18 protein-coding genes are annotated in these 16961 nt (G+C 59.3%); 8 read left to right on the plus strand and 10 right to left on the minus strand.

What is annotated here, in order from left to right; genetic code table 11:
- The first annotated feature begins 43 nt into the window (after positions 1-43).
- From LZG00_04150 to LZG00_04170, 5 genes are read left to right on the plus strand one after another with little or no spacing between them, the layout of a single operon-like run.
- Positions 44-1000, plus strand: coding sequence for a branched-chain amino acid ABC transporter permease (locus LZG00_04150; GenBank protein ID MCF3593183.1), 957 nt, complete (start codon positions 44-46; stop codon positions 998-1000).
- Positions 997-2286: a branched-chain amino acid ABC transporter permease gene (locus LZG00_04155; protein MCF3593184.1), complete on the plus strand. Its 1290-nt coding sequence runs from the start codon at positions 997-999 to the stop codon at positions 2284-2286. Before LZG00_04150 ends, LZG00_04155 begins: the two co-directional genes overlap by 4 nt.
- Positions 2283-3044: an ABC transporter ATP-binding protein gene (locus tag LZG00_04160; protein MCF3593185.1), complete on the plus strand. Its 762-nt coding sequence runs from the start codon at positions 2283-2285 to the stop codon at positions 3042-3044. Before LZG00_04155 ends, LZG00_04160 begins: the two co-directional genes overlap by 4 nt.
- Positions 3041-3751 (plus strand): ABC transporter ATP-binding protein, encoded by a 711-nt coding sequence (locus tag LZG00_04165; GenBank protein ID MCF3593186.1) that lies wholly within the window; start codon positions 3041-3043, stop codon positions 3749-3751. The genes LZG00_04160 and LZG00_04165 overlap by 4 nt, the downstream gene beginning before the upstream one ends.
- Positions 3748-4947 (plus strand): beta-lactamase family protein, encoded by a 1200-nt coding sequence (locus tag LZG00_04170; protein ID MCF3593187.1) that lies wholly within the window; start codon positions 3748-3750, stop codon positions 4945-4947. The genes LZG00_04165 and LZG00_04170 overlap by 4 nt, the downstream gene beginning before the upstream one ends.
- A gap of 142 nt (positions 4948-5089) precedes the next feature.
- On the opposite strand, the gene LZG00_04175 is transcribed toward LZG00_04170, so the two are convergent.
- Together LZG00_04175 and metF are read right to left on the minus strand one after the other, a co-directional pair.
- Entirely contained in the window at positions 5090-5581 is a 492-nt protein-coding gene (locus LZG00_04175) for a PaaI family thioesterase (protein ID MCF3593188.1), read from the minus strand.
- A 71-nt stretch (positions 5582-5652) separates the two neighbouring features.
- Positions 5653-6516 carry a methylenetetrahydrofolate reductase [NAD(P)H] gene (metF, locus tag LZG00_04180; GenBank protein MCF3593189.1) on the minus strand — a complete coding sequence of 288 codons (864 nt, stop codon included), beginning with the start codon at positions 6514-6516 and terminating at the stop codon, positions 5653-5655.
- Positions 6517-6634: 118 nt separating this feature from the next.
- Between metF and LZG00_04185 the strand changes: the two genes are divergently transcribed.
- The 3 genes from LZG00_04185 (at position 6635) to LZG00_04195 (ending at position 9030) form a co-directional block, all read left to right on the plus strand.
- Positions 6635-7540 carry a LysR family transcriptional regulator gene (locus LZG00_04185; GenBank protein ID MCF3593190.1) on the plus strand — a complete coding sequence of 302 codons (906 nt, stop codon included), beginning with the start codon at positions 6635-6637 and terminating at the stop codon, positions 7538-7540.
- A 122-nt stretch (positions 7541-7662) separates the two neighbouring features.
- Entirely contained in the window at positions 7663-8454 is a 792-nt protein-coding gene (locus LZG00_04190) for an inositol monophosphatase (protein MCF3593191.1), read from the plus strand.
- Positions 8455-8643: 189 nt separating this feature from the next.
- Positions 8644-9030: a cytochrome c gene (locus LZG00_04195; GenBank protein MCF3593192.1), complete on the plus strand. Its 387-nt coding sequence runs from the start codon at positions 8644-8646 to the stop codon at positions 9028-9030.
- An 87-nt stretch (positions 9031-9117) separates the two neighbouring features.
- Here LZG00_04195 and hpaH read toward each other — a convergent pair whose 3' ends face one another.
- The 8 genes from hpaH to metG all read right to left on the minus strand — a co-directional run bounded on the left by hpaH (position 9118) and on the right by metG (position 16915).
- Positions 9118-9915, minus strand: coding sequence for a 2-oxo-hepta-3-ene-1,7-dioic acid hydratase (gene hpaH / locus LZG00_04200; GenBank protein MCF3593193.1), 798 nt, complete (start codon positions 9913-9915; stop codon positions 9118-9120).
- Positions 9912-10769, minus strand: coding sequence for a fumarylacetoacetate hydrolase family protein (locus LZG00_04205; GenBank protein MCF3593194.1), 858 nt, complete (start codon positions 10767-10769; stop codon positions 9912-9914). The genes hpaH and LZG00_04205 overlap by 4 nt, the downstream gene beginning before the upstream one ends.
- A 3-nt stretch (positions 10770-10772) precedes the next feature.
- Positions 10773-11087 carry a cupin domain-containing protein gene (locus LZG00_04210; GenBank protein MCF3593195.1) on the minus strand — a complete coding sequence of 105 codons (315 nt, stop codon included), beginning with the start codon at positions 11085-11087 and terminating at the stop codon, positions 10773-10775.
- 58 nt (positions 11088-11145) lie between these two features.
- A complete protein-coding gene (hpaD, locus tag LZG00_04215) occupies positions 11146-12126 on the minus strand; it encodes a 3,4-dihydroxyphenylacetate 2,3-dioxygenase (GenBank protein MCF3593196.1) in 981 nt (326 codons plus the stop codon).
- An 87-nt stretch (positions 12127-12213) separates the two neighbouring features.
- Positions 12214-13068, minus strand: a complete 855-nt coding sequence (hpaD, locus tag LZG00_04220; protein MCF3593197.1) for a 3,4-dihydroxyphenylacetate 2,3-dioxygenase — start codon at positions 13066-13068, stop codon at positions 12214-12216.
- Positions 13069-13095: 27 nt separating this feature from the next.
- Entirely contained in the window at positions 13096-14604 is a 1509-nt protein-coding gene (gene hpaE, locus LZG00_04225; protein MCF3593198.1) for a 5-carboxymethyl-2-hydroxymuconate semialdehyde dehydrogenase, read from the minus strand.
- Positions 14605-14618: 14 nt separating this feature from the next.
- Positions 14619-15005: a 5-carboxymethyl-2-hydroxymuconate Delta-isomerase gene (locus tag LZG00_04230; protein MCF3593199.1), complete on the minus strand. Its 387-nt coding sequence runs from the start codon at positions 15003-15005 to the stop codon at positions 14619-14621.
- Between the two features lie 197 nt (positions 15006-15202).
- Positions 15203-16915, minus strand: coding sequence for a methionine--tRNA ligase (gene metG / locus LZG00_04235; GenBank protein MCF3593200.1), 1713 nt, complete (start codon positions 16913-16915; stop codon positions 15203-15205).
- Positions 16916-16961: the final 46 nt, after the last annotated feature.

Below are 16961 nucleotides of genomic sequence, written 5' to 3' on the forward strand. Positions count from 1 at the left end.
CAAACATATCAATGAACCGATCGAAGAAAGGGGACCGCATCTGATGTCGCTCTTCATCGTCAACATCCTGGACGGGCTCGTCACGGGGCTGCTACTGTTTATGCTCTGCAGCGGGCTTACGCTGATCTTTTCCATGATGGGTGTGCTGAACTTTGCCCATGCCAGTTTCTATATGCTGGGCGCCTATTTCGCCTATCAGATAAGCACCTATACGGGGTTCTGGGTCGGTTTGATCGTGGCGCCTATCATTGTCGGCGTGTTTGGCGCGCTGATCGAGCGATACGGGCTTAGGCGGGTGCATAAATACGGCCATGTTCCCGAGTTGATCTTTACCTTTGGTCTGGCACTTTTGATCGAAGAAGTGGTGCAGTTCTTCTGGGGTCGCAGTCAGATGCCATATCGGGCGCCCGAGGCGTTGGATTTCGCCGCCTTCTCTATCGCGGGCAATGCTTTCCCAGCTTACAAGGTTTTCATGATCTTCGTCGCGATCGGTCTTTTCCTCGCGCTGCTATACATTCTTACCAAGACCCGCATCGGAATGACCATTCAGGCAGCTCTGAGCTATCCCGAAACGGTGCAGAACCTTGGCCATAACGTGCCTTTGGTCTTCATGGGCGTGTTTGGCGTTGGCACGGCGATGGCCGGGCTTGCGGGGGTGATTGCCGGACCTGTGATGGGCACATTTCCGGGGATGGCGGTGTTTTTGGGGTCAATTGTCTTTGTGACCATCGTGATCGGTGGTTTGGGATCGCTCTGGGGTGCGTTGATCGCGTCATTGCTTATTGGCTGGATCCAGACGTTTGCAGCGACGTACAATGTGCGTATGGAAGATATTCTGACCGGTCTTGGCTTTGATAAACCCGAGCCGATCTGGGATAGTGCCTGGCAGGATCTTTGGACGCTGACGCTGCCGCAGATCGGGCCGATCTTGCCCTATCTCTTGATGGTAATCGTTCTTGTGGTGCGCCCACAGGGCCTGTTCGGGAAGCGTGAATCATGAGTATTTCGCCCAACACCCCGCTGACCGCTGGCACCCGACGCCTGCTTCCGCTCAATCTGTTGTGGCCATGGCTTGTGGCGGCGGTCATTCTAATCATTCTGCCGCTGGTTTTTGACTCGCGTTCGGCGTTGACCATCATGAACCAGATGGGGATCACCATCGTTTTTGCGCTGAGCTATAACATGCTTTTGGGGCAGGGCGGGATGCTGTCGTTCGGCCATGCCGTCTATATGGGGCTTGGCGGTTTCTGTGCGATGCATGTGATGAACATGGTCGAGGGTGGGCTTTGGCTGCCGCTGCCGCTGCTGCCTATCGTCGGCGGGATTTTCGGTTTGTTCTTTGCCTTTTTGATCGGCTCCTTCTCGACGCGACGCGCCGGGACTGTCTTTGCCATGATCTCGCTCGGTGTGGGAGAGCTTGTGGCTGCCAGCTCAATCATCATCGTGATCTTTTTTGGCGGTGAAGAGGGGATCAGCGGTGATCGGACCATGGGGCCGGAATTCTTCGGGCTGGATTTCGGAGCGCAATCGCAGGTCTATTACCTGACTGCGTTATGGCTCTTTATCGCGGCGCTGGGCATGTATCTCTATACCCGTACGCCGATTGGGCGGATTTCCAATGCGGTGCGTGATAATGAGGAACGAGCAGAATTCCTGGGCTATAGCCAACGCCATGTGCGCTGGATCAGCTTTTGTGCGTCGGGTTTCTTTGCTGGTATCGCAGGGGCGCTTTTCGCCATCAACTTTGAAATCCTGACCGAGGAAAACCTGAACCTTGTGACCTCTGGTTCGATCCTTTTGGCGACGTTCCTTGGCGGGGTTGGATTCTTCATCGGTCCGATCATTGGGGCGATTGTGTTTACCTTGCTGCAAACGGTTCTGGCGCTCTATACAGAGATTTGGTCGCTCTATCTGGGCATTCTGTTTCTGGCGACGGTGATGTTCTTTCCGTTCGGGTTAACCGGGCTTCTGGCGATCCATATTCTGCCTTGGAAGCTTGGCAAGTTCAGGCTGCTGGTCAAGCCATATGCCTTGATGGCGATCCCGGCGCTGATGGTGGTTCTGGGTGGTGCCGCGTTTCTTGAGATTCTGTTTCACATCCGAAGCGCTGCGGTGGGTGACAGCGAAATGACGCTGTATGGTATCACCTTCGACAGCCATGGAGTTTTGCCAATGCTGAGCGCTATCGTGGTGTTCGTGATTGGAGTTTATCTCCTCAACAAACTCGCCCCGATGCTGAAGGAAGCCTTTGCGCAAGCCACATCAATGAAGGGAGCCGGATCATGAGCACCCCAGCGATCGAGTTGCGAAACCTTTCCAAAAGCTTTGGGCTTGCGAAGATCATTCAAGATGTGAACCTCAAGATTGCCAAGGGTGAGCGGCATGCCATTATCGGCCCGAACGGCGCGGGCAAATCGACGTTGTTCAACCTGATCACCGGGAAATACACTCCGACATCCGGCGGTGTGTATCTGCATGGCAAGAATGTTAGCGGCAAGAAGCCGTTTGAGATCAACCGTATGGGTCTGTCGCGCAGTTTCCAGATCACCAACATCTTCCACAATATGACGGTGTTTGAAAACGTGCGCTGTGGGCTGATGTGGTCGGAGGGGTATAAATACAGCTTCTGGCATATGGTGAACGGGCAGAAGCGGCTGACTGAGCGGGCTGATGCCATTCTCGACCAGATCAACCTCTTGGGGCGGCGCAATATGATCGCCGGGTCGCTGGCCTATGCCGAACAGCGCGCGCTGGAAATCGGGATCACCATTGCGGGCGGGGCCGATATCATCATGCTGGATGAGCCCTGCGCGGGGATGAGCCATTCGGAAACCAGCCTGATTGTCGATCTGATCCGCAAGGTGACTGAGGACAAGACCCTGATTGTGGTGGAACATGACATGGGGGTGATCTTTGATCTGGCCGACCGGATCAGCGTTCTGGTTTATGGCGAGATCATCGAAAGCAACACGCCGGAACAGGTGCGCGCCTCCAAGGCGGTGCAGGAAGCCTATCTTGGCACGCCACTGGAGGACGCATCATGAGCGCGATGCTGGAAGTCACTGATTTACATGCCTATTACGGCAAGAGCCACATCCTTCAGGGGGTGGATCTTAATGTCGGCGAAGGTGAAATCGTTGCCCTTCTGGGGCGCAATGGTGTGGGACGGTCAACCACCTGCAAGGCGGTGATGGGTGAGGTCACGCCGAAAGGTTCGGTCAAGTTTCGTGGTCAGGAATTGGCGGGCAAGCCAAGCTATGAAATTGCCAAGGCGGGCTTGGGTTACGTGCCGGAAAACCGCGACATCTTTCCAGGGCTGACGACGCGGCAGAACCTGATCCTGGGGTTGAAGCCGGGGCAGAAAGACGGCGACGGTCGCTGGTCGATAGAAGATATGTTCGACCAGTTCGAGAATCTACGCACGCGCGCTGATATCGAAGCCTCGGTTCTGTCGGGCGGGGAAAAGCAGATGTTGACCGTGTGCCGTGCCTTGATGGGGGATCCGGATTTCATCATGATCGACGAGCCGACCGAGGGGCTGGCGCCCAAGATCGTCGAACAGGTCGGCGACATGCTTGAAATGATTGCTAAACGTGGCGTGTCGATCCTTCTGGTTGAGCAGAAACTGACCATCGCGCTCCGGGTGGCGTCGCGGGTTTACGTGATGGGTCATGGACGGATGGTGTTCGAGGGCACGCCCGATGAACTGATGGCCAATGAGGATGTGCGCAAGGAGTGGCTGGAAGTATGAGCCTGGACCTGGGCTTTGACGCTGAGCGTTTGAAGCGGATCGATACCTGGATGGCGGCGAACCGCGAAGCCGGGCGCTATTCGGGGTCGTCCTTCCTGCTGGCGCGGCGTGGCGAGATTGCCTATCTCGCGTGTGACGGGCTGCGGTCGATTGACAAGGGTTTGCCCTACGAACGTGACACGATCGTGCGGATCTATTCGATGACCAAAGTGGTGACATCGGTGGTTTTCGCCATGCTGCTGGAGCGCGGCGAGGTTTATCTTGACACTCCGGTGAGCGAATACATCCCGGCATTTGGCAAGTTGCGGGCGTTGATCCCCGGCGCCGGGCAGGGCGATCAGACGGAACCGGCCGCCTCGCCGACCCTGCACCAGCTTCTGACCCATACATCGGGCATGACCTATGGCTTCAACCCCGGGTTGGCAGCGCAAATCTATGCCGAGGAAAAGATCGATTTCGGCCCGCGTGTCGGCGCGCTGAGTGCGATGTGCGACCGGGCGGCGGCGCAGCCATTGTCGTTTCAGCCGGGCGCGCGCTGGGAGTATTCGGTGGGGATCGATATCATCGGCCGGGTGATCGAGGTGATCACCGGAAAAACGCTCGATCAGGTGTTTCGCGAATGGGTGTTCGAGCCGCTGGGCATGAAAGATACCTTCTTTGCTGTGCCGCGCGACAGGCTCGGGCGCTTCGCCGATTGCTATGTCAAAACCGAGGATGACCCCCTGGCGCTGCTTGATTCGGCGCAAGACAGCGCCTTTAGCCAAGGTCAGGTGAGCTGTCTGTCAGGCGGTGGGGGCCTGTGTTCAACGCTCGACGACTATTTCCGCTTTGGCGAGATGATCCGGCGTGGTGGTGCGTTGGATGGCGCGCGGCTTCTTGGGCCGCGCACGCTGAACTTCATGCGTCGCAATCACCTCAACGGCGATATTGCCTCGATGGGCGCCAAGACATTCTCTGAAATGCCGATGAGCGGCATGGGCTTTGGAATCGGCGGCGGTGTCGTGCTCGATCCGGCGTTGGCACGCGCGCCCGGTTCGGTGGGCGACTTTGGATGGGGTGGCATGGCCAGCACCAATTTCTGGACCGACCCGGTGGAAGAGCTGACGGCGGTGTTTTTCACCCAGCTCGTGCCGTCTTCGTCCTATACGTCGCGCGCCGAGTTGAAGGCGCTGGTGCATGGCGCATTGATCAACTGAGCCTGCTGCCCAAGATCGGGAAATCGCCACATCTTGCCAACGCGCACACCGGCGGATGGATTATCGGGGCCGAGCGAAGCGAGGCCCCCGGCGACGCCGCCAAGCGGGGCCACCGCTCAATCGTCAAAGCGGTTGTGCCGTGTCAGGCCATTTTCATGATGATACAGGTGGTCGAACCCGTGGCGTAAAGCTTACCATCTTCAACGCCGCGGATTTCACCATCGGCGATTCCGGTCGAGCGCCCGGCATGATGCACGGTGCCAATCGCATTCACCTGCATGTCGACGGGGATCGGACGGATGATGTTCACCTTGTATTCCAGGGTGGTATAGGTCGATCCACGGGGTACTTTGGTTTGAATCGCGCAGGCCATACAGCTGTCGAGCACGGTGCCATACCAACCGCCATGCACCGTGCCGATGGGATTCATCACGTCAAAACTTGGGGCGCCGGTAAAGATCACCTTGCCATCTTCGACATGCGACGGCCAGAACCCAAGGGTGCGTCCGATTGGCGGGCCGGGCAGGCGGCCTTCCTTTACCGCAAGCATGAACTCCAGCCCCGACATCGACAGGATTTCGTCGATCTTGGGCAGATCGTCGAAGCTTTCGGCATATTTTCGGGTATCGCCCATGGTTGTTCTCCCTCTTTGCGCAGGGATGCTAGGGCGGCGGCGCTGGAGCGTCCAGACGGGGTGGTGCCCCGTTACGCGACGTTTTGAAGTTGCACCTGCGGCGCGATGCCAAGCGCGTGGCAGACATTGCGGGTCAGTTCGGGACGGTTGAGGGTGTAGAAATGCAGGTTGTCCACGCCTTCGCTGATCAGATCCGAGCAGAGCTCGGTGCAGATTGCGGTCGCCAGCAGGTCTTCGCGCCCATCGCGCGCCGCCTTGGCAAAACCATCGTCAAGCCACGCCGGGATGGTGGTGCCGCAGCGCAGGGCGAAATTGCGCGCGCCTTTCCAGTTCTCGATCGGCAGGATGCCGGGGGTGATCGGCTTGGTGATGCCGGCCTTGGCGCAGGCGTCGCGGAAGCGCAGGAAGGTTTCGGCCTCAAAAAAGAATTGGGTGATGGCTTCGTCGGCCCCGGCGTCGAGTTTGGCTTTCAGCCAGTCGATATCGGCCTGGGAATCGCGCGCTTCGGGATGGCGGTCGGGGTAGGCGCCGACGCGCAGGGTGAATTTGCCGGTTGCGGCGAGCGCTTCGATCAACTCAACTGAGTTGGCAAAACCATCGGCGTGGGGCGTAAAACCGTTTGAGCCTTTGGGCGGGTCGCCGCGCAGGGCGACGATTTCGCTCACGCCCGAGGCGGCGTAATCTGCAGCGATTTCAAGCGTTTCAGCGCGCGTTGCATCGACACAAGTGAGGTGGGCAGCGACGGGCAGGCCGGTGGCCTTGTTGATCGTGCGCACGGCGTCGCGGGTCAGGTCGCGGGTGGTGCCGCCCGCGCCGTAAGTGACCGAGACGAAACGCGGCGCCAACGGAGCGAGTGCATGGATCGTGTCCCACAGCCGGAACGAACCTTCGAGGTTTTGCGGCGGGAAGAATTCGAGGGAGATCTTCGGGGGCATTTGACGACTCGCTTGATTGGTTTCGCCTCTTGTGCCGCATTTATGTTCATGAAACAAACTCATATAATTCACGTTCAATATGAGGGCGGCTCAGAAACGGGCCGCAATCGGGTTAGCGATGCATATCGAATTTCGTCATCTGCGCACTATTCGGGCGATCCATGAAACCGGTGGTTTGGCGCGGGCCGCCGAGCAGCTTAACATCACGCAATCGGCGCTGAGCCATCAGATCAAGGGTATCGAGGACCAAGCCGGGGTCGAGCTTTTTGTCAGACGTTCCAAGCCTTTGCGTCTCTCGGCGGCGGGGCAAAGATTGCTCAGGACCGCCGAGACGGTGCTGCCCGAGATCGAGGCGCTTGAGGCTGAATTTGAGGGGCTGCGCGAGGGCAGTGCCGGGCGGATGCACATCGCCATTGAATGCCATGCCTGTTTCGAGTGGCTGTTTCCGGTGCTTGAGCAGTTTCGCAAGGCCTGGGGGGATGTTGATGTGGATATTCGCCCCGGTCTGGCATTTGATGCGTTGCCCGCATTGGGGCGCGAGGCTGTGGACGTTGTAATTTCTTCTGACCCTGAAGATTTGCCCGGCGTCGTGTTTCGACCGCTGTTTGATTACGAACCGGTTTTCGTGGCGGCGGCCAGCCATCCACTGGCGCAGAAAGAGTTTGTCGAGGCTGAGGATTTTCGCGACGAGTTGCTGATCACTTATCCAGTGGAGCGCAGTCGGTTGGATGTGTTTACCGAGCTTCTGACGCCTGCGAAGGTCGAACCGCGCGCGGTGAGGCAGGTTGAGTTGACGGCGGTGATCCTGATGCTGGTGGCGTCGAACCGGGGGGTTGCCGTTCTGCCCGATTGGGTGGTGCGGGAGGTGCGCTATTCAAGCGATTATGTAACGCGGCCAATCACCAAGGAGGGGCTGACCAAGCGGCTCTATGCGGCGATCCGCGAAGATGACGGCGACAAGCCGTTCATGGCGCATTTTCTCAAGCTGGCACGCGAGATTCCGGTGCGGTTGCAACGCGGGTAGGGCAGGGCGCAGGGGCGCAAGCGCGGCGAACCCGGTTTCGGGGCAGATCAAAGCCGCCTAACCCTTGGCAACGGGGCGATCCGGGGCTATACGCGCGCTCTGACCAACCAAGGAGCCGGGCCATGCAAGGCAGTGCGAATCTCAACATCATGATGAAGGCGGCGCGCAAGGCGGGTCGGAGCCTTGTGAAGGATTTCCGCGAGGTCGAGAACCTTCAGGTCAGCATGAAGGGGGCGGGTGATTTTGTCAGCCGTGCGGATATCCGGGCGGAAGGCATTCTGAAGGAAGAGCTGCGCGAGGCGCGTCCGACCTATGGCTGGCTGGCCGAAGAAGGTGGCGCCGAGGATGGTGATGATCCGACACGGCGCTGGATTGTCGATCCGCTGGACGGCACCACCAACTTCTTGCATGGGCTGCCGCATTGGTCGGTGTCGATTGCTTTGGAGCATAAGGGGCAGGTTGTTTCGGGTGTGGTTTATGACCCGGCCAAGGATGAGATGTTTTATGCCGAAAAAGGCGAGGGTGCCTGGCTGAACAATGCGCAGCGTCTGCGGGTTTCGGGACGTCGCCGCATGATCGAGTGCATATTCGCCACGGGTTTGCCGTTTGGCGGGCGGGCCGATCTGCCCGAGACGCTGAGGGATCTGGGGCGGATCTTGCCGGGATGTGCCGGGGTGCGGCGGTTCGGATCGGCGGCTCTGGATTTGGCCTATGTCGCGGCGGGGCGTTACGATGGCTTCTGGGAGCGGCGTCTCAAACCCTGGGACATGGCGGCGGGAGTGGTGATCGTGCGCGAAGCGGGCGGAATGATTGAGCCGTTGAGACCGGGGGAAAACCTTCTGGAGGATGGCGGGGTGATCTGTGCCAATGAGGCGATGTTTGATCCGTTTGCGAAAATCATTCGTGACGCGTAGGGCGTCCCCGCTCTGACGGTTTGTGACTTGACCCTCCCATAGGGGAAGGGTGCTTGGTGCCTTTCCTTGGAAATGGGGAGGCACGGTTTGAACAACAGAAATTTGCTGACAATCATCGCGGTAGTGACGCTGGGCACGTTGGGGTGGTGGTATTTGCGCCCTGATGGCGCGATGGCGCCGACGGGTCACATGGGCGGTGGCGTTGGATTGTCGAATGCAATGAGCAGCACCACCATGGATGGAATTTCCGAGGGTGCCATGATCGTTGATCCGGTCTTGCCAAGTCAGTTGAGCGATCAGGCGCAGATGGGCAAACGCGGCTTCGAGGCGAAATGCGCCGCGTGTCATGGCGAGAATGCGGGCGGTATCAAGGGCACGGCGCCGCCGTTGGTTCACAAGATCTATGAGCCTTCGCACCATGCCGATTTCGCCTTCCTGCGGGCAGTGCAAAATGGCGTGCGCGCGCATCACTGGCCGTTTGGCGATATGGCGCCCGTGGAGGGGCTGACCGAGGCCGATGTTGGCGCGATCGTGGCTTATGTGCGCGCCCTTCAACAGGCGAACGGGATCAACTGAAGCGGGGGCGCCAGTGCGGCGCGTCGGGGGGGGCGCTGCCCCCACACCCCCGGGATATTTCAGGCAAGATGAAGGGACGGGTTCGGGTCAGCCAAACTGGCAAGTGACGTGGCCCCATGGGCCGAAATCGGCGTCGATCCGGGTGCCGGTGGGGCATTCGATGGGGCGTATGAAAGAGCCTGAGAGGACTACCTGCCCGGCGTCGATGCTGGCTCCGTATTGCTCCATGCGCTCGGCCAGCCAGATGATGCCGGCGACCGGATCATTGAGCACGCCGGCGCCGAGGCCGGTTTCCTCTACCTGGCCATTGGCCGAGACGATGGCGCCGGTCCAGCGCAGGTTTTCGTGTGATGGATCAAAGCGGCCTTTGCCAAGGATGATGCCGGCATTCGCGGCGTTGTCGGCGATGGTATCGAAGATGCGGCGCGGTTGGCCGGTGGCGGGATCGGAGCGAAGGATGCGGGTGTCGAGAATTTCGATGGCGGGGGCGACGTAATCGGTGGCGGCGAGCACGTCGTTGTGGCTGATACGGCCTTTGAGAGGGGCTTTCATCACGAAGGCGATTTCTGCCTCGATGCGGGGCTGGATGAAGCGCCCGGCGGGGATGGTGGCGTCGTTCTCGAACGACATGTCATCGAGCAGCACGCCGCTATCGGGGATATCGATGCCGAGGGCTTGTTGCATGGCGCGCGAGGTGAGGCCGATCTTCCAGCCGATCACGCGGCGGCCTGCGGCCTGTTTTCGCGCGACCAGGGCGGTCTGGATGGCATAGGCGTCGTTCATGGTGATGTAGGGATGGGCGACCGAGAGGAGGCCGATCTGCTGACCGGATTCGTCGGCGTGAAAGAGCGCATCGGCGGCGGCGGCGATTTCGGCGGGGGTCATGCCTCGTCCTCGACGCCATTGACCAGAGTGCCGATGCCTGTCGCGCTGACGGTGATTTCGTCGCCCGGTTTGAGAAAGCGGGGCGGATCAAAGCGCGCGCCTGCACCGGTGGGGGTTCCGGTGACGATGATGTCGCCGGGGACGAGCGTGGTGAAGGTCGAGATATAGGCGATCTGGCGGCGGATCGGGAACAGCATCCGGCTGGTGCGGTCGTCTTGGCGAAGTTCGCCGTTCACATGCGTGGTGAGGCGGATATCGTCGAGCTGGGCCGCATGGGTGAAGGGGATGAGGCCGGGGCCCATGGCGCCGGAGCGGTCCCAGTTCTTGCCTTGGGTCACGTTGAATTTAGCATGGCGCACCCAATCGCGCAGGGTGCCTTCGTTGCACAACGTCAGCGCGGCGATATGGTCATAGGCCTGGGCCTCGGGAATGCGGCGCCCGCCTTTGCCGATGATGATGGCGATTTCGCCCTCATAGTCGAGTTGGGGCGTTTCGGGCGGGCGGATCAACGGTTGTGCATGGCCGGTGAACGAGCGCGGGAAGCGGATGAACAGCGACATGTTGGGCGGGGCGTCTTGCCCGTCCTTGTATTCAGCGTTGCGGTCGGGAAAGTTGACGCCGACGCAGATGATCTTTTCCGGGTCGGGCACGGGGATTTCAAGGGTGAACCTGCCGGGGGCATGGGTAATGGCGCGATCCAGCGCGGCATGGGCAAGCTCCTTCAAGGCGTCGGCTTCGATCACATTGCGCAGGGTTTTCCATTGTGGGAAATCGGCGGAGAGGGCGATGAAGCCATCCTCGCGCAGGATACCGTAAAGCTGCTCACTGTCGGCGCGGATGGTTGCGAATTGCATGGGTTATCCCTTTTTGTCGAGAAGTTCGATTTCGATGAAAGCGCAGGGGAAATCATTGCCGCTGATCACGTCATGCTCAACACCGAGTTCGCGGAAATAGGGAACACCGGTTTTCAGCTCGGCTGTCATGTGTTTGCTGTCGGGCAGGTCGATTTCGAGCGCGCCATCGAATTGCGGAACCACCACGTAATCATGTTCGTGCCGGTGCCAGCCGGTGTTGTCGCCCTTGTTGGCGAAGGACCAACGGGTGACGCGCACGCGGGTATTGTCAATCAGGATGTCGCTGGTGGCGGTGCCGCCGAGAGTTGCATCACACATGGGGTTTTCTTTCCGGTCCGCTGTTTCATCTTTCTACAAATACTCAAAATTCCGCCGCTCACGGTGCGATGATCGGTTGGGCTTTCATGTCGCTATCTACCGGGGTGGTGCCTTCGAAAACGCTGCCTTCCTCGAACCAGGAGCGCGGCGCGGGGGCGCCCCAAAGGGTCTGGCGCTGGGGGTCTTTGAGATCCCATTTGATCGCTTCGAGATCGGGATCGACGGTTTGATAGTCCGAGCAATAGATCTCGATGCGGTGGCCATCGGGGTCGCGGATGTAGAGGAAGAAGGCGTTGGAGATGCCATGCCGCCCAGGGCCGCGCTCGATGTTGGAGACCCAGCCTGTGGTGGCCATCAGATCGAGCAGGTCGATGATGTTGAGCGGGGTCGGCACCCAGAAGGCGGTGTGATGCAAGCGCGGGCCGGTGCCGTTGGTGAAGGCCACATCATGCACGCCGCCCTTGCGGTGCATCCAGGCGGCCCAGACGCGGCCAGACTCGTCATCTTCGGTGTATTCGGTCGTGCGGAAGCCGATCTCGTTGTAGAAGGCGACGCTGTCATCGACATTCGACGAGAACATGTTGAAATGGTCGATCCTGAGTGGTTTTACCCCCTGGTAGAGCTTGTATTCTTGGTGGATCGGCGCGAGGCGGTCCATCTTGACGTAGAACTCGAGCGGGATGCCGAAGGGATCGCGGGTGCGCAGGGTGCGGCCCATATAGGGGCGCTCGACCCATTCGGTGGGCAAGCCTTTGGATCGGAAGAACGCTTCGGCCTTGTCGAGGTCGGGTTCGTCATAGAGCTTGAAGCCGAGCACGCCGACATTTGCCTCTCCGGCTTGTTTCAGAACGATGCAGTGATGGCCGCGTTCCTCCATCGCGCGCAGGTAAATCTCGCGCGCGTCTTCATGGGTGACTTGCAGACCCAAGGTGTCAACGTAAAAGGCGCGCGATTTTTGCAGGTCGGTTATGTGGTATTCAACGTGAGACAGCCGCACGATGTTGAACGGCGGGTAAAGGACAGGGGCGGGAACGGGCATATCAAGTCTCCTTCAGCGAGCAGCCGCTTGGTCTGACGTCGTTTTCCTCGAAGGAAAACAGGTCGGCATTTTTTGTAAAATTCTGCATCAGGTCACCGGAAAGATCACGTTGGTCTGGCCGGTGCCGGAAGACGGGAAATAGGGCGTGACCACCTCGCATTTGGCGTCATATTTGTCCCAGCCAAGCGCGCCGTAGAGCATTGCCGTGTCGTGCATGAACCCTTCACCGCAGCATAGGCTGGCATAATCACCGAGCATTTTGAGGAAGGTGGCATGATCGCCGTTCTTCCACATCTCGAGCACGTGCAGATCCATTTGACGGTTGAATTCCGAGCTGATGGTGAAGGTGCCGTTATTGGCGGCGTAATCCTTGTTGGGCCAGATCTTGTGTGACAGTGAGCCGGAGGCGACCAGCAGAACCTTGCTGTCGGAAGCCTCAACCGCTTCGCGGATTGCTTGGCCTACAATGCGGCTTTCGTCGTGGCCATGCACGGTGCACCAGGCCGCGACGGAGACGACCTTCATCTCGTGTTCACGCGACATGAACCGTAGCGGCACCAGCGAGCCATATTCCAATTCGAGACTGTCGAGGTGATGGGCCAGCGTGTGGGCGCCCTTGTCGGTGGCGACCGTGGCGATAGCATCCCCCAGCGCGGGGTTGCCCTCATAGGCGTAGGGCATGTTCTGGATGAAATGGGGGAATTCGTTGGAGGTGAACAGCCCCTTGAAACGGCTGTTGGCGTTGATGTGAAAGCCCGCGTTAACCACCCAATGGGTGTCACATATCACCACGGTGTCAGCGCCCAGAGCCTTGGCACGGCTGGCGATTTCGGTGTGACCGTCAATGGCGGGCTGGCGTTTGCCTTTCACGGGTCCATCCTGTTCGGACATCAGCATGGTCGGCACGTGGGTCATCTTGGCGGCGAGAACGATCTCTCCCATGTCTGGTCTCCCTGCGGGGCTTTCGGGTCAGGCACCTAGCCGCATGATCGTGTGTTGGCCGGTGGCGAATCCGATGTGCTTTTGCTCCATGTAGAACTCAAAACTCCAGTCGCCGCCATCACGCCCAATGCCGCTGGCCTTGACGCCTCCAAACGGGGTCGGCAGGTGGCGGACGTTTTCGGAGTTTACCCAGATCATGCCCGCTTCCAGCCTGTCGGTAAAGCGCAGCGCGCGGGTGAGATCGTTGGTCCAGACGTAACCCGTCAGGCCGTATTGTGTGTCATTGGCCATTTCCAGCGCTTCTTCTTCCGTGCTGAACGGGATCGAGGTCAGCACCGGGCCGAAGATCTCCTCCTGCGCGATGCGCATCTTGTTGGTCGCATTGGTGAACAGGGTGGGGCGGATGAAATAGCCCTCATCGCCAATCTTTTCGCCGCCAGCGGCAATGGTGGCGCCGTCTTCGTGCGCGACTTGGAAATAGGAGGTGACCTTGTTGTAGTGTTCTTCGCTCACAAGAGGGCCGATTTCGGTCGCGGGATCAAGCGGGTGACCGACCTTGATGTTGTTGACGCGCTCGACAAGGCGCGCCTCAAATTCCTCGCGGATCGTGTCCTGCACCAGCAGGCGGGAAGACGAGGTGCAGCGCTCGCCGTTGATGGAATAGATCATGAAGATCACCGCATCGAGCGCGCGTTCTAGATCAGCATCATCAAACACAATGACGGGGTTCTTGCCGCCAAGTTCGAGATGCATGCGCTTGAGCGTGTCGGCGCCTTGTTTGGTGATGATCGAGCCTGTGCGGCTTTCACCGACAAAGGCGATGGCCTTGATCGCGGGGTGCTCGGTGAGGCGTTTGCCGGCGTCATGTCCATAGCCATTAACGGTGTTCAGGACGCCCGGCGGCAGGCCGGCTTCTTCGGCGATCTCAACCAGCAGGCGTGCGCTTAGCGGGCTGTCTTCGGCGGGTTTGTGCACCACGGTGCAGCCAGCCGCCAGCGCCGGGGCAATTTTCCAGGTCGAGAGCATGAACGGCGTGTTCCACGGGGTGATCACGCCCACGGGGCCGATTGGTTTGCGGGTGGTGATGTTCATCAACGTGGGCGATTGAAGGTGCTGGCCGTCGCGCGCCTGAACCACCTGATCGGCGAAATAGCGGAAATTTTCAGCTCCGCGCAGAGCGGCTTTGGACATGAAGCGTAAGGTCTGGCCTGTGTCCCAGCACTCACAGAGCGCGATTTCCTCGGCGCGTGCTTCGATGGCGTCGGCGACATTGATCAGGATCTTCTTGCGCTCAAGCGCGGGCATGTCGCGCCATGCAGGGAAGGCATCGGCAGCGGCCTTGGCAGCGGCATCAATATCGGCTTCGTTGCCGCGTGCCACATCACAGATCACTGATTTGTTCACGGGCGAGATTGTCTGAAACACGCCGCCCGATCCCGCGCAATCTTTGCCGGCAATGCGATTCATGATCCCGGTTTCCTTGAAGCGGGCAAGGTAGCCGGAAAGCTTTTCGATGTTCTGCGCAAGTGCTGTCATGGCGTAATCTTTCATCAGGTCTTGGGCAGGTGGTCGCGGATGGTGCCGGTCTTGGGGCTGAGATCGGGATCGATATCGCGCATCTCGACCGATAGCGCGATGGAATGGCGGGCAAGTGCGGGGGCCATGAAGGTTTGCAGCGCGTCAAATACAGCTTGCGTGGCGCGGGATTTATCCTCGGGCGCGCGCCCGGCGCGCAGGCGGATCGACAGATCAAGGAAGGCGTGTTTGGGATCGCCATTGGCTATTGAGACATGGGTCGCGCGAAAGGCCCGAACGCGCACGCCGGGCATCGGGAAAACACCGGTTTCAATGGCGGCGCGGCGCAGGTGATCGCAAAGGGCTGCGATATCCACCATGTCTTCCAGATTGGCCGAATACTCGATGCTGAAATGCGGCAAGTCAGGTCTCCTCCCAGATCACCCTCCCAGTATTAATTAACATGTTAAGAAAAATAGCAAAGCTGAGTCAAGCCAAAATGCGCGCATTATTACAGGCCCCTCGGACAGGGCGCGCGAGTGTGCTTCATCTTTCCTGAAATACTCGCTGCGCCACGTCGGCCACAGGCACAAGGCCTGCGGCGCGCACGCGGGTCAGCTTAGCTGCGTGTGCCGGAAAAGCGGCTTGCCCAGTCTTCACGCTGTTCGTCGTCGATTTTCGAGAACAGGTTCTCGGGCACTGAAAACTCATGACCTGCGGGCAGCGCCGACAGAGCCTCGGCCACGTCGTCGGGCCATTCGGTATCAAGCGTGTTCATCGCCGACAGGAGCGTTGCCGTAGCATCGGGGATGAAGGGTGAGGACAGCACCGCATAGAGCCGGATGAGGTTGAGCGCGAGGCGGATTTGCGCGGCCGCCTTGTCGGGGTCGGTCTTGAAGGTGGACCAAGGCGCGGCCTCTTGCAGGTATTCGTTGCCTGCCGACCAGATCGCGCGCAACTCTTGCGCGGATTTGCGTACCTCCATCGCTTCCATGTTGGACTCGTAAGCGCGAATGCGGGTGGTGAGTTCAACGATCAGGCGTTCTTCATCTGGCCCATAGGTGCCTGCCTCGGGAACCGTTTCACCGAATTTCGAGCGGCAGAATTTGGTGACGCGGGAGACGAAATTGCCCAAGACATCCGCCAGATCCTTGTTGACCGACGCCTGGAAGTTTTCCCAGGTGAATTCGCTGTCCGAGCTTTCGGGTGCGTGGCTGAGCAGCCACCAGCGCCAGTAATCCGGTGGGAGGATTTCCAAAGCCTGATCCATGAACACGCCGCGGCCTTGGCTGGTGGAGAACTGGCCACCATCGTAATTCAGATAATTGAAGGATTTGATGTAGTCGACCAGCTTCCAAGGCTCGCCTGACCCGATGATCGTCGCCGGGAAGCTGAGCGTATGGAACGGCACGTTGTCCTTGCCCATGAACTGGGTATAGCGCACGTCGTCCGCGCCTTTATCGGTGCGCCACCAGCGTTGCCAATCGTCGCCTTTGCCCGCCTCGACCCATTCCTGTGCGGCGGCAATATATTCGATGGGGGCGTCAAACCAGACGTAAAAAACCTTGCCCTCCATACCGGGCCAGGGTTCTTCGCCTTTCATGACCGGGATGCCCCAATCAAGATCGCGGGTGATGCCACGATCGCGCAGGCCGTCACCATCGTTGAGCCATTTCTTGGCAATCGAAGTGGTTAGTACCGGCCAGTCGGTCTTGGTGTCGATCCACGCGTTGAGCTGATCGCGCATTTTCGACTGGGTAAGATAGAGGTGCTTTGTTTCACGCACTTCCAGATCGGTGGAGCCGGAAACGGCGGAACGCGGGTTGATCAGATCGGTTGGATCAAGTTGTTTGGTGCAGTTTTCGCATTGATCACCACGGGCATTTTCATAGCCACAATTGGGGCAGGTGCCTTCGATATAGCGATCCGGCAGGAAACGGCCATCGGCCTTGGAATAGACTTGCTTTTCCGAGACTTCCTCGATCAGTCCGGCCTCGGCCAGTTTGCCTGCGAAATGCTGGGTCAGCTTGTGGTTTTGCGGGCTGGAGGAGCGGCCGAAGTGATCAAATGACAGGCGGAAGCCATCGGCAATTTTGGCCTGTACGGCGTGCATTTCGGCGCAGAATTCGGCGACCGGTTTGCCAGCTTTGGCGGCTGCAAGTTCGGCCGGGGTGCCGTGTTCGTCGGTGGCACAGAGGAACAATACTTCGTTGCCGCGGGCGCGTTGGTAGCGCGCGAAGAGATCGGCGGGCAGTTGAGAGCCGACAAGATTGCCTAGGTGCTTGATGCCGTTGATATAGGGAATGGCAGAGGTGATGAGATGGCGGGCCATGGGGTATCCCTGATCTAAGGCGTTTCACCTTGTTCCTGAGACAGGG

Source organism: Rhodobacteraceae bacterium LMO-JJ12, assembly GCA_021555075.1.
Classification (GTDB): domain Bacteria; phylum Pseudomonadota; class Alphaproteobacteria; order Rhodobacterales; family Rhodobacteraceae; genus JAKGBX01.

Coding starts and splice junctions, on each gene's coding strand:
- LZG00_04205 (MCF3593194.1), bottom strand. CDS start 10,769: ATGCAATTCGCAACCATCCGCGCCGACAGTGAGCAGCTTTACGGTATC.
- LZG00_04155 (MCF3593184.1), top strand. CDS start 997: ATGAGTATTTCGCCCAACACCCCGCTGACCGCTGGCACCCGACGCCTG.
- metG (MCF3593200.1), bottom strand. CDS start 16,915: ATGGCCCGCCATCTCATCACCTCTGCCATTCCCTATATCAACGGCATC.
- LZG00_04175 (MCF3593188.1), bottom strand. CDS start 5,581: ATGGGCGATACCCGAAAATATGCCGAAAGCTTCGACGATCTGCCCAAG.
- metF (MCF3593189.1), bottom strand. CDS start 6,516: ATGCCCCCGAAGATCTCCCTCGAATTCTTCCCGCCGCAAAACCTCGAA.
- LZG00_04170 (MCF3593187.1), top strand. CDS start 3,748: ATGAGCCTGGACCTGGGCTTTGACGCTGAGCGTTTGAAGCGGATCGAT.
- LZG00_04165 (MCF3593186.1), top strand. CDS start 3,041: ATGAGCGCGATGCTGGAAGTCACTGATTTACATGCCTATTACGGCAAG.
- hpaE (MCF3593198.1), bottom strand. CDS start 14,604: ATGACAGCACTTGCGCAGAACATCGAAAAGCTTTCCGGCTACCTTGCC.
- LZG00_04160 (MCF3593185.1), top strand. CDS start 2,283: ATGAGCACCCCAGCGATCGAGTTGCGAAACCTTTCCAAAAGCTTTGGG.
- LZG00_04210 (MCF3593195.1), bottom strand. CDS start 11,087: ATGTGTGATGCAACTCTCGGCGGCACCGCCACCAGCGACATCCTGATT.
- LZG00_04185 (MCF3593190.1), top strand. CDS start 6,635: ATGCATATCGAATTTCGTCATCTGCGCACTATTCGGGCGATCCATGAA.
- hpaH (MCF3593193.1), bottom strand. CDS start 9,915: ATGACCCCCGCCGAAATCGCCGCCGCCGCCGATGCGCTCTTTCACGCC.
- hpaD (MCF3593196.1), bottom strand. CDS start 12,126: ATGCCCGTTCCCGCCCCTGTCCTTTACCCGCCGTTCAACATCGTGCGG.
- LZG00_04150 (MCF3593183.1), top strand. CDS start 44: ATGTCGCTCTTCATCGTCAACATCCTGGACGGGCTCGTCACGGGGCTG.
- LZG00_04195 (MCF3593192.1), top strand. CDS start 8,644: ATGGGCGGTGGCGTTGGATTGTCGAATGCAATGAGCAGCACCACCATG.
- hpaD (MCF3593197.1), bottom strand. CDS start 13,068: ATGGGAGAGATCGTTCTCGCCGCCAAGATGACCCACGTGCCGACCATG.
- LZG00_04190 (MCF3593191.1), top strand. CDS start 7,663: ATGCAAGGCAGTGCGAATCTCAACATCATGATGAAGGCGGCGCGCAAG.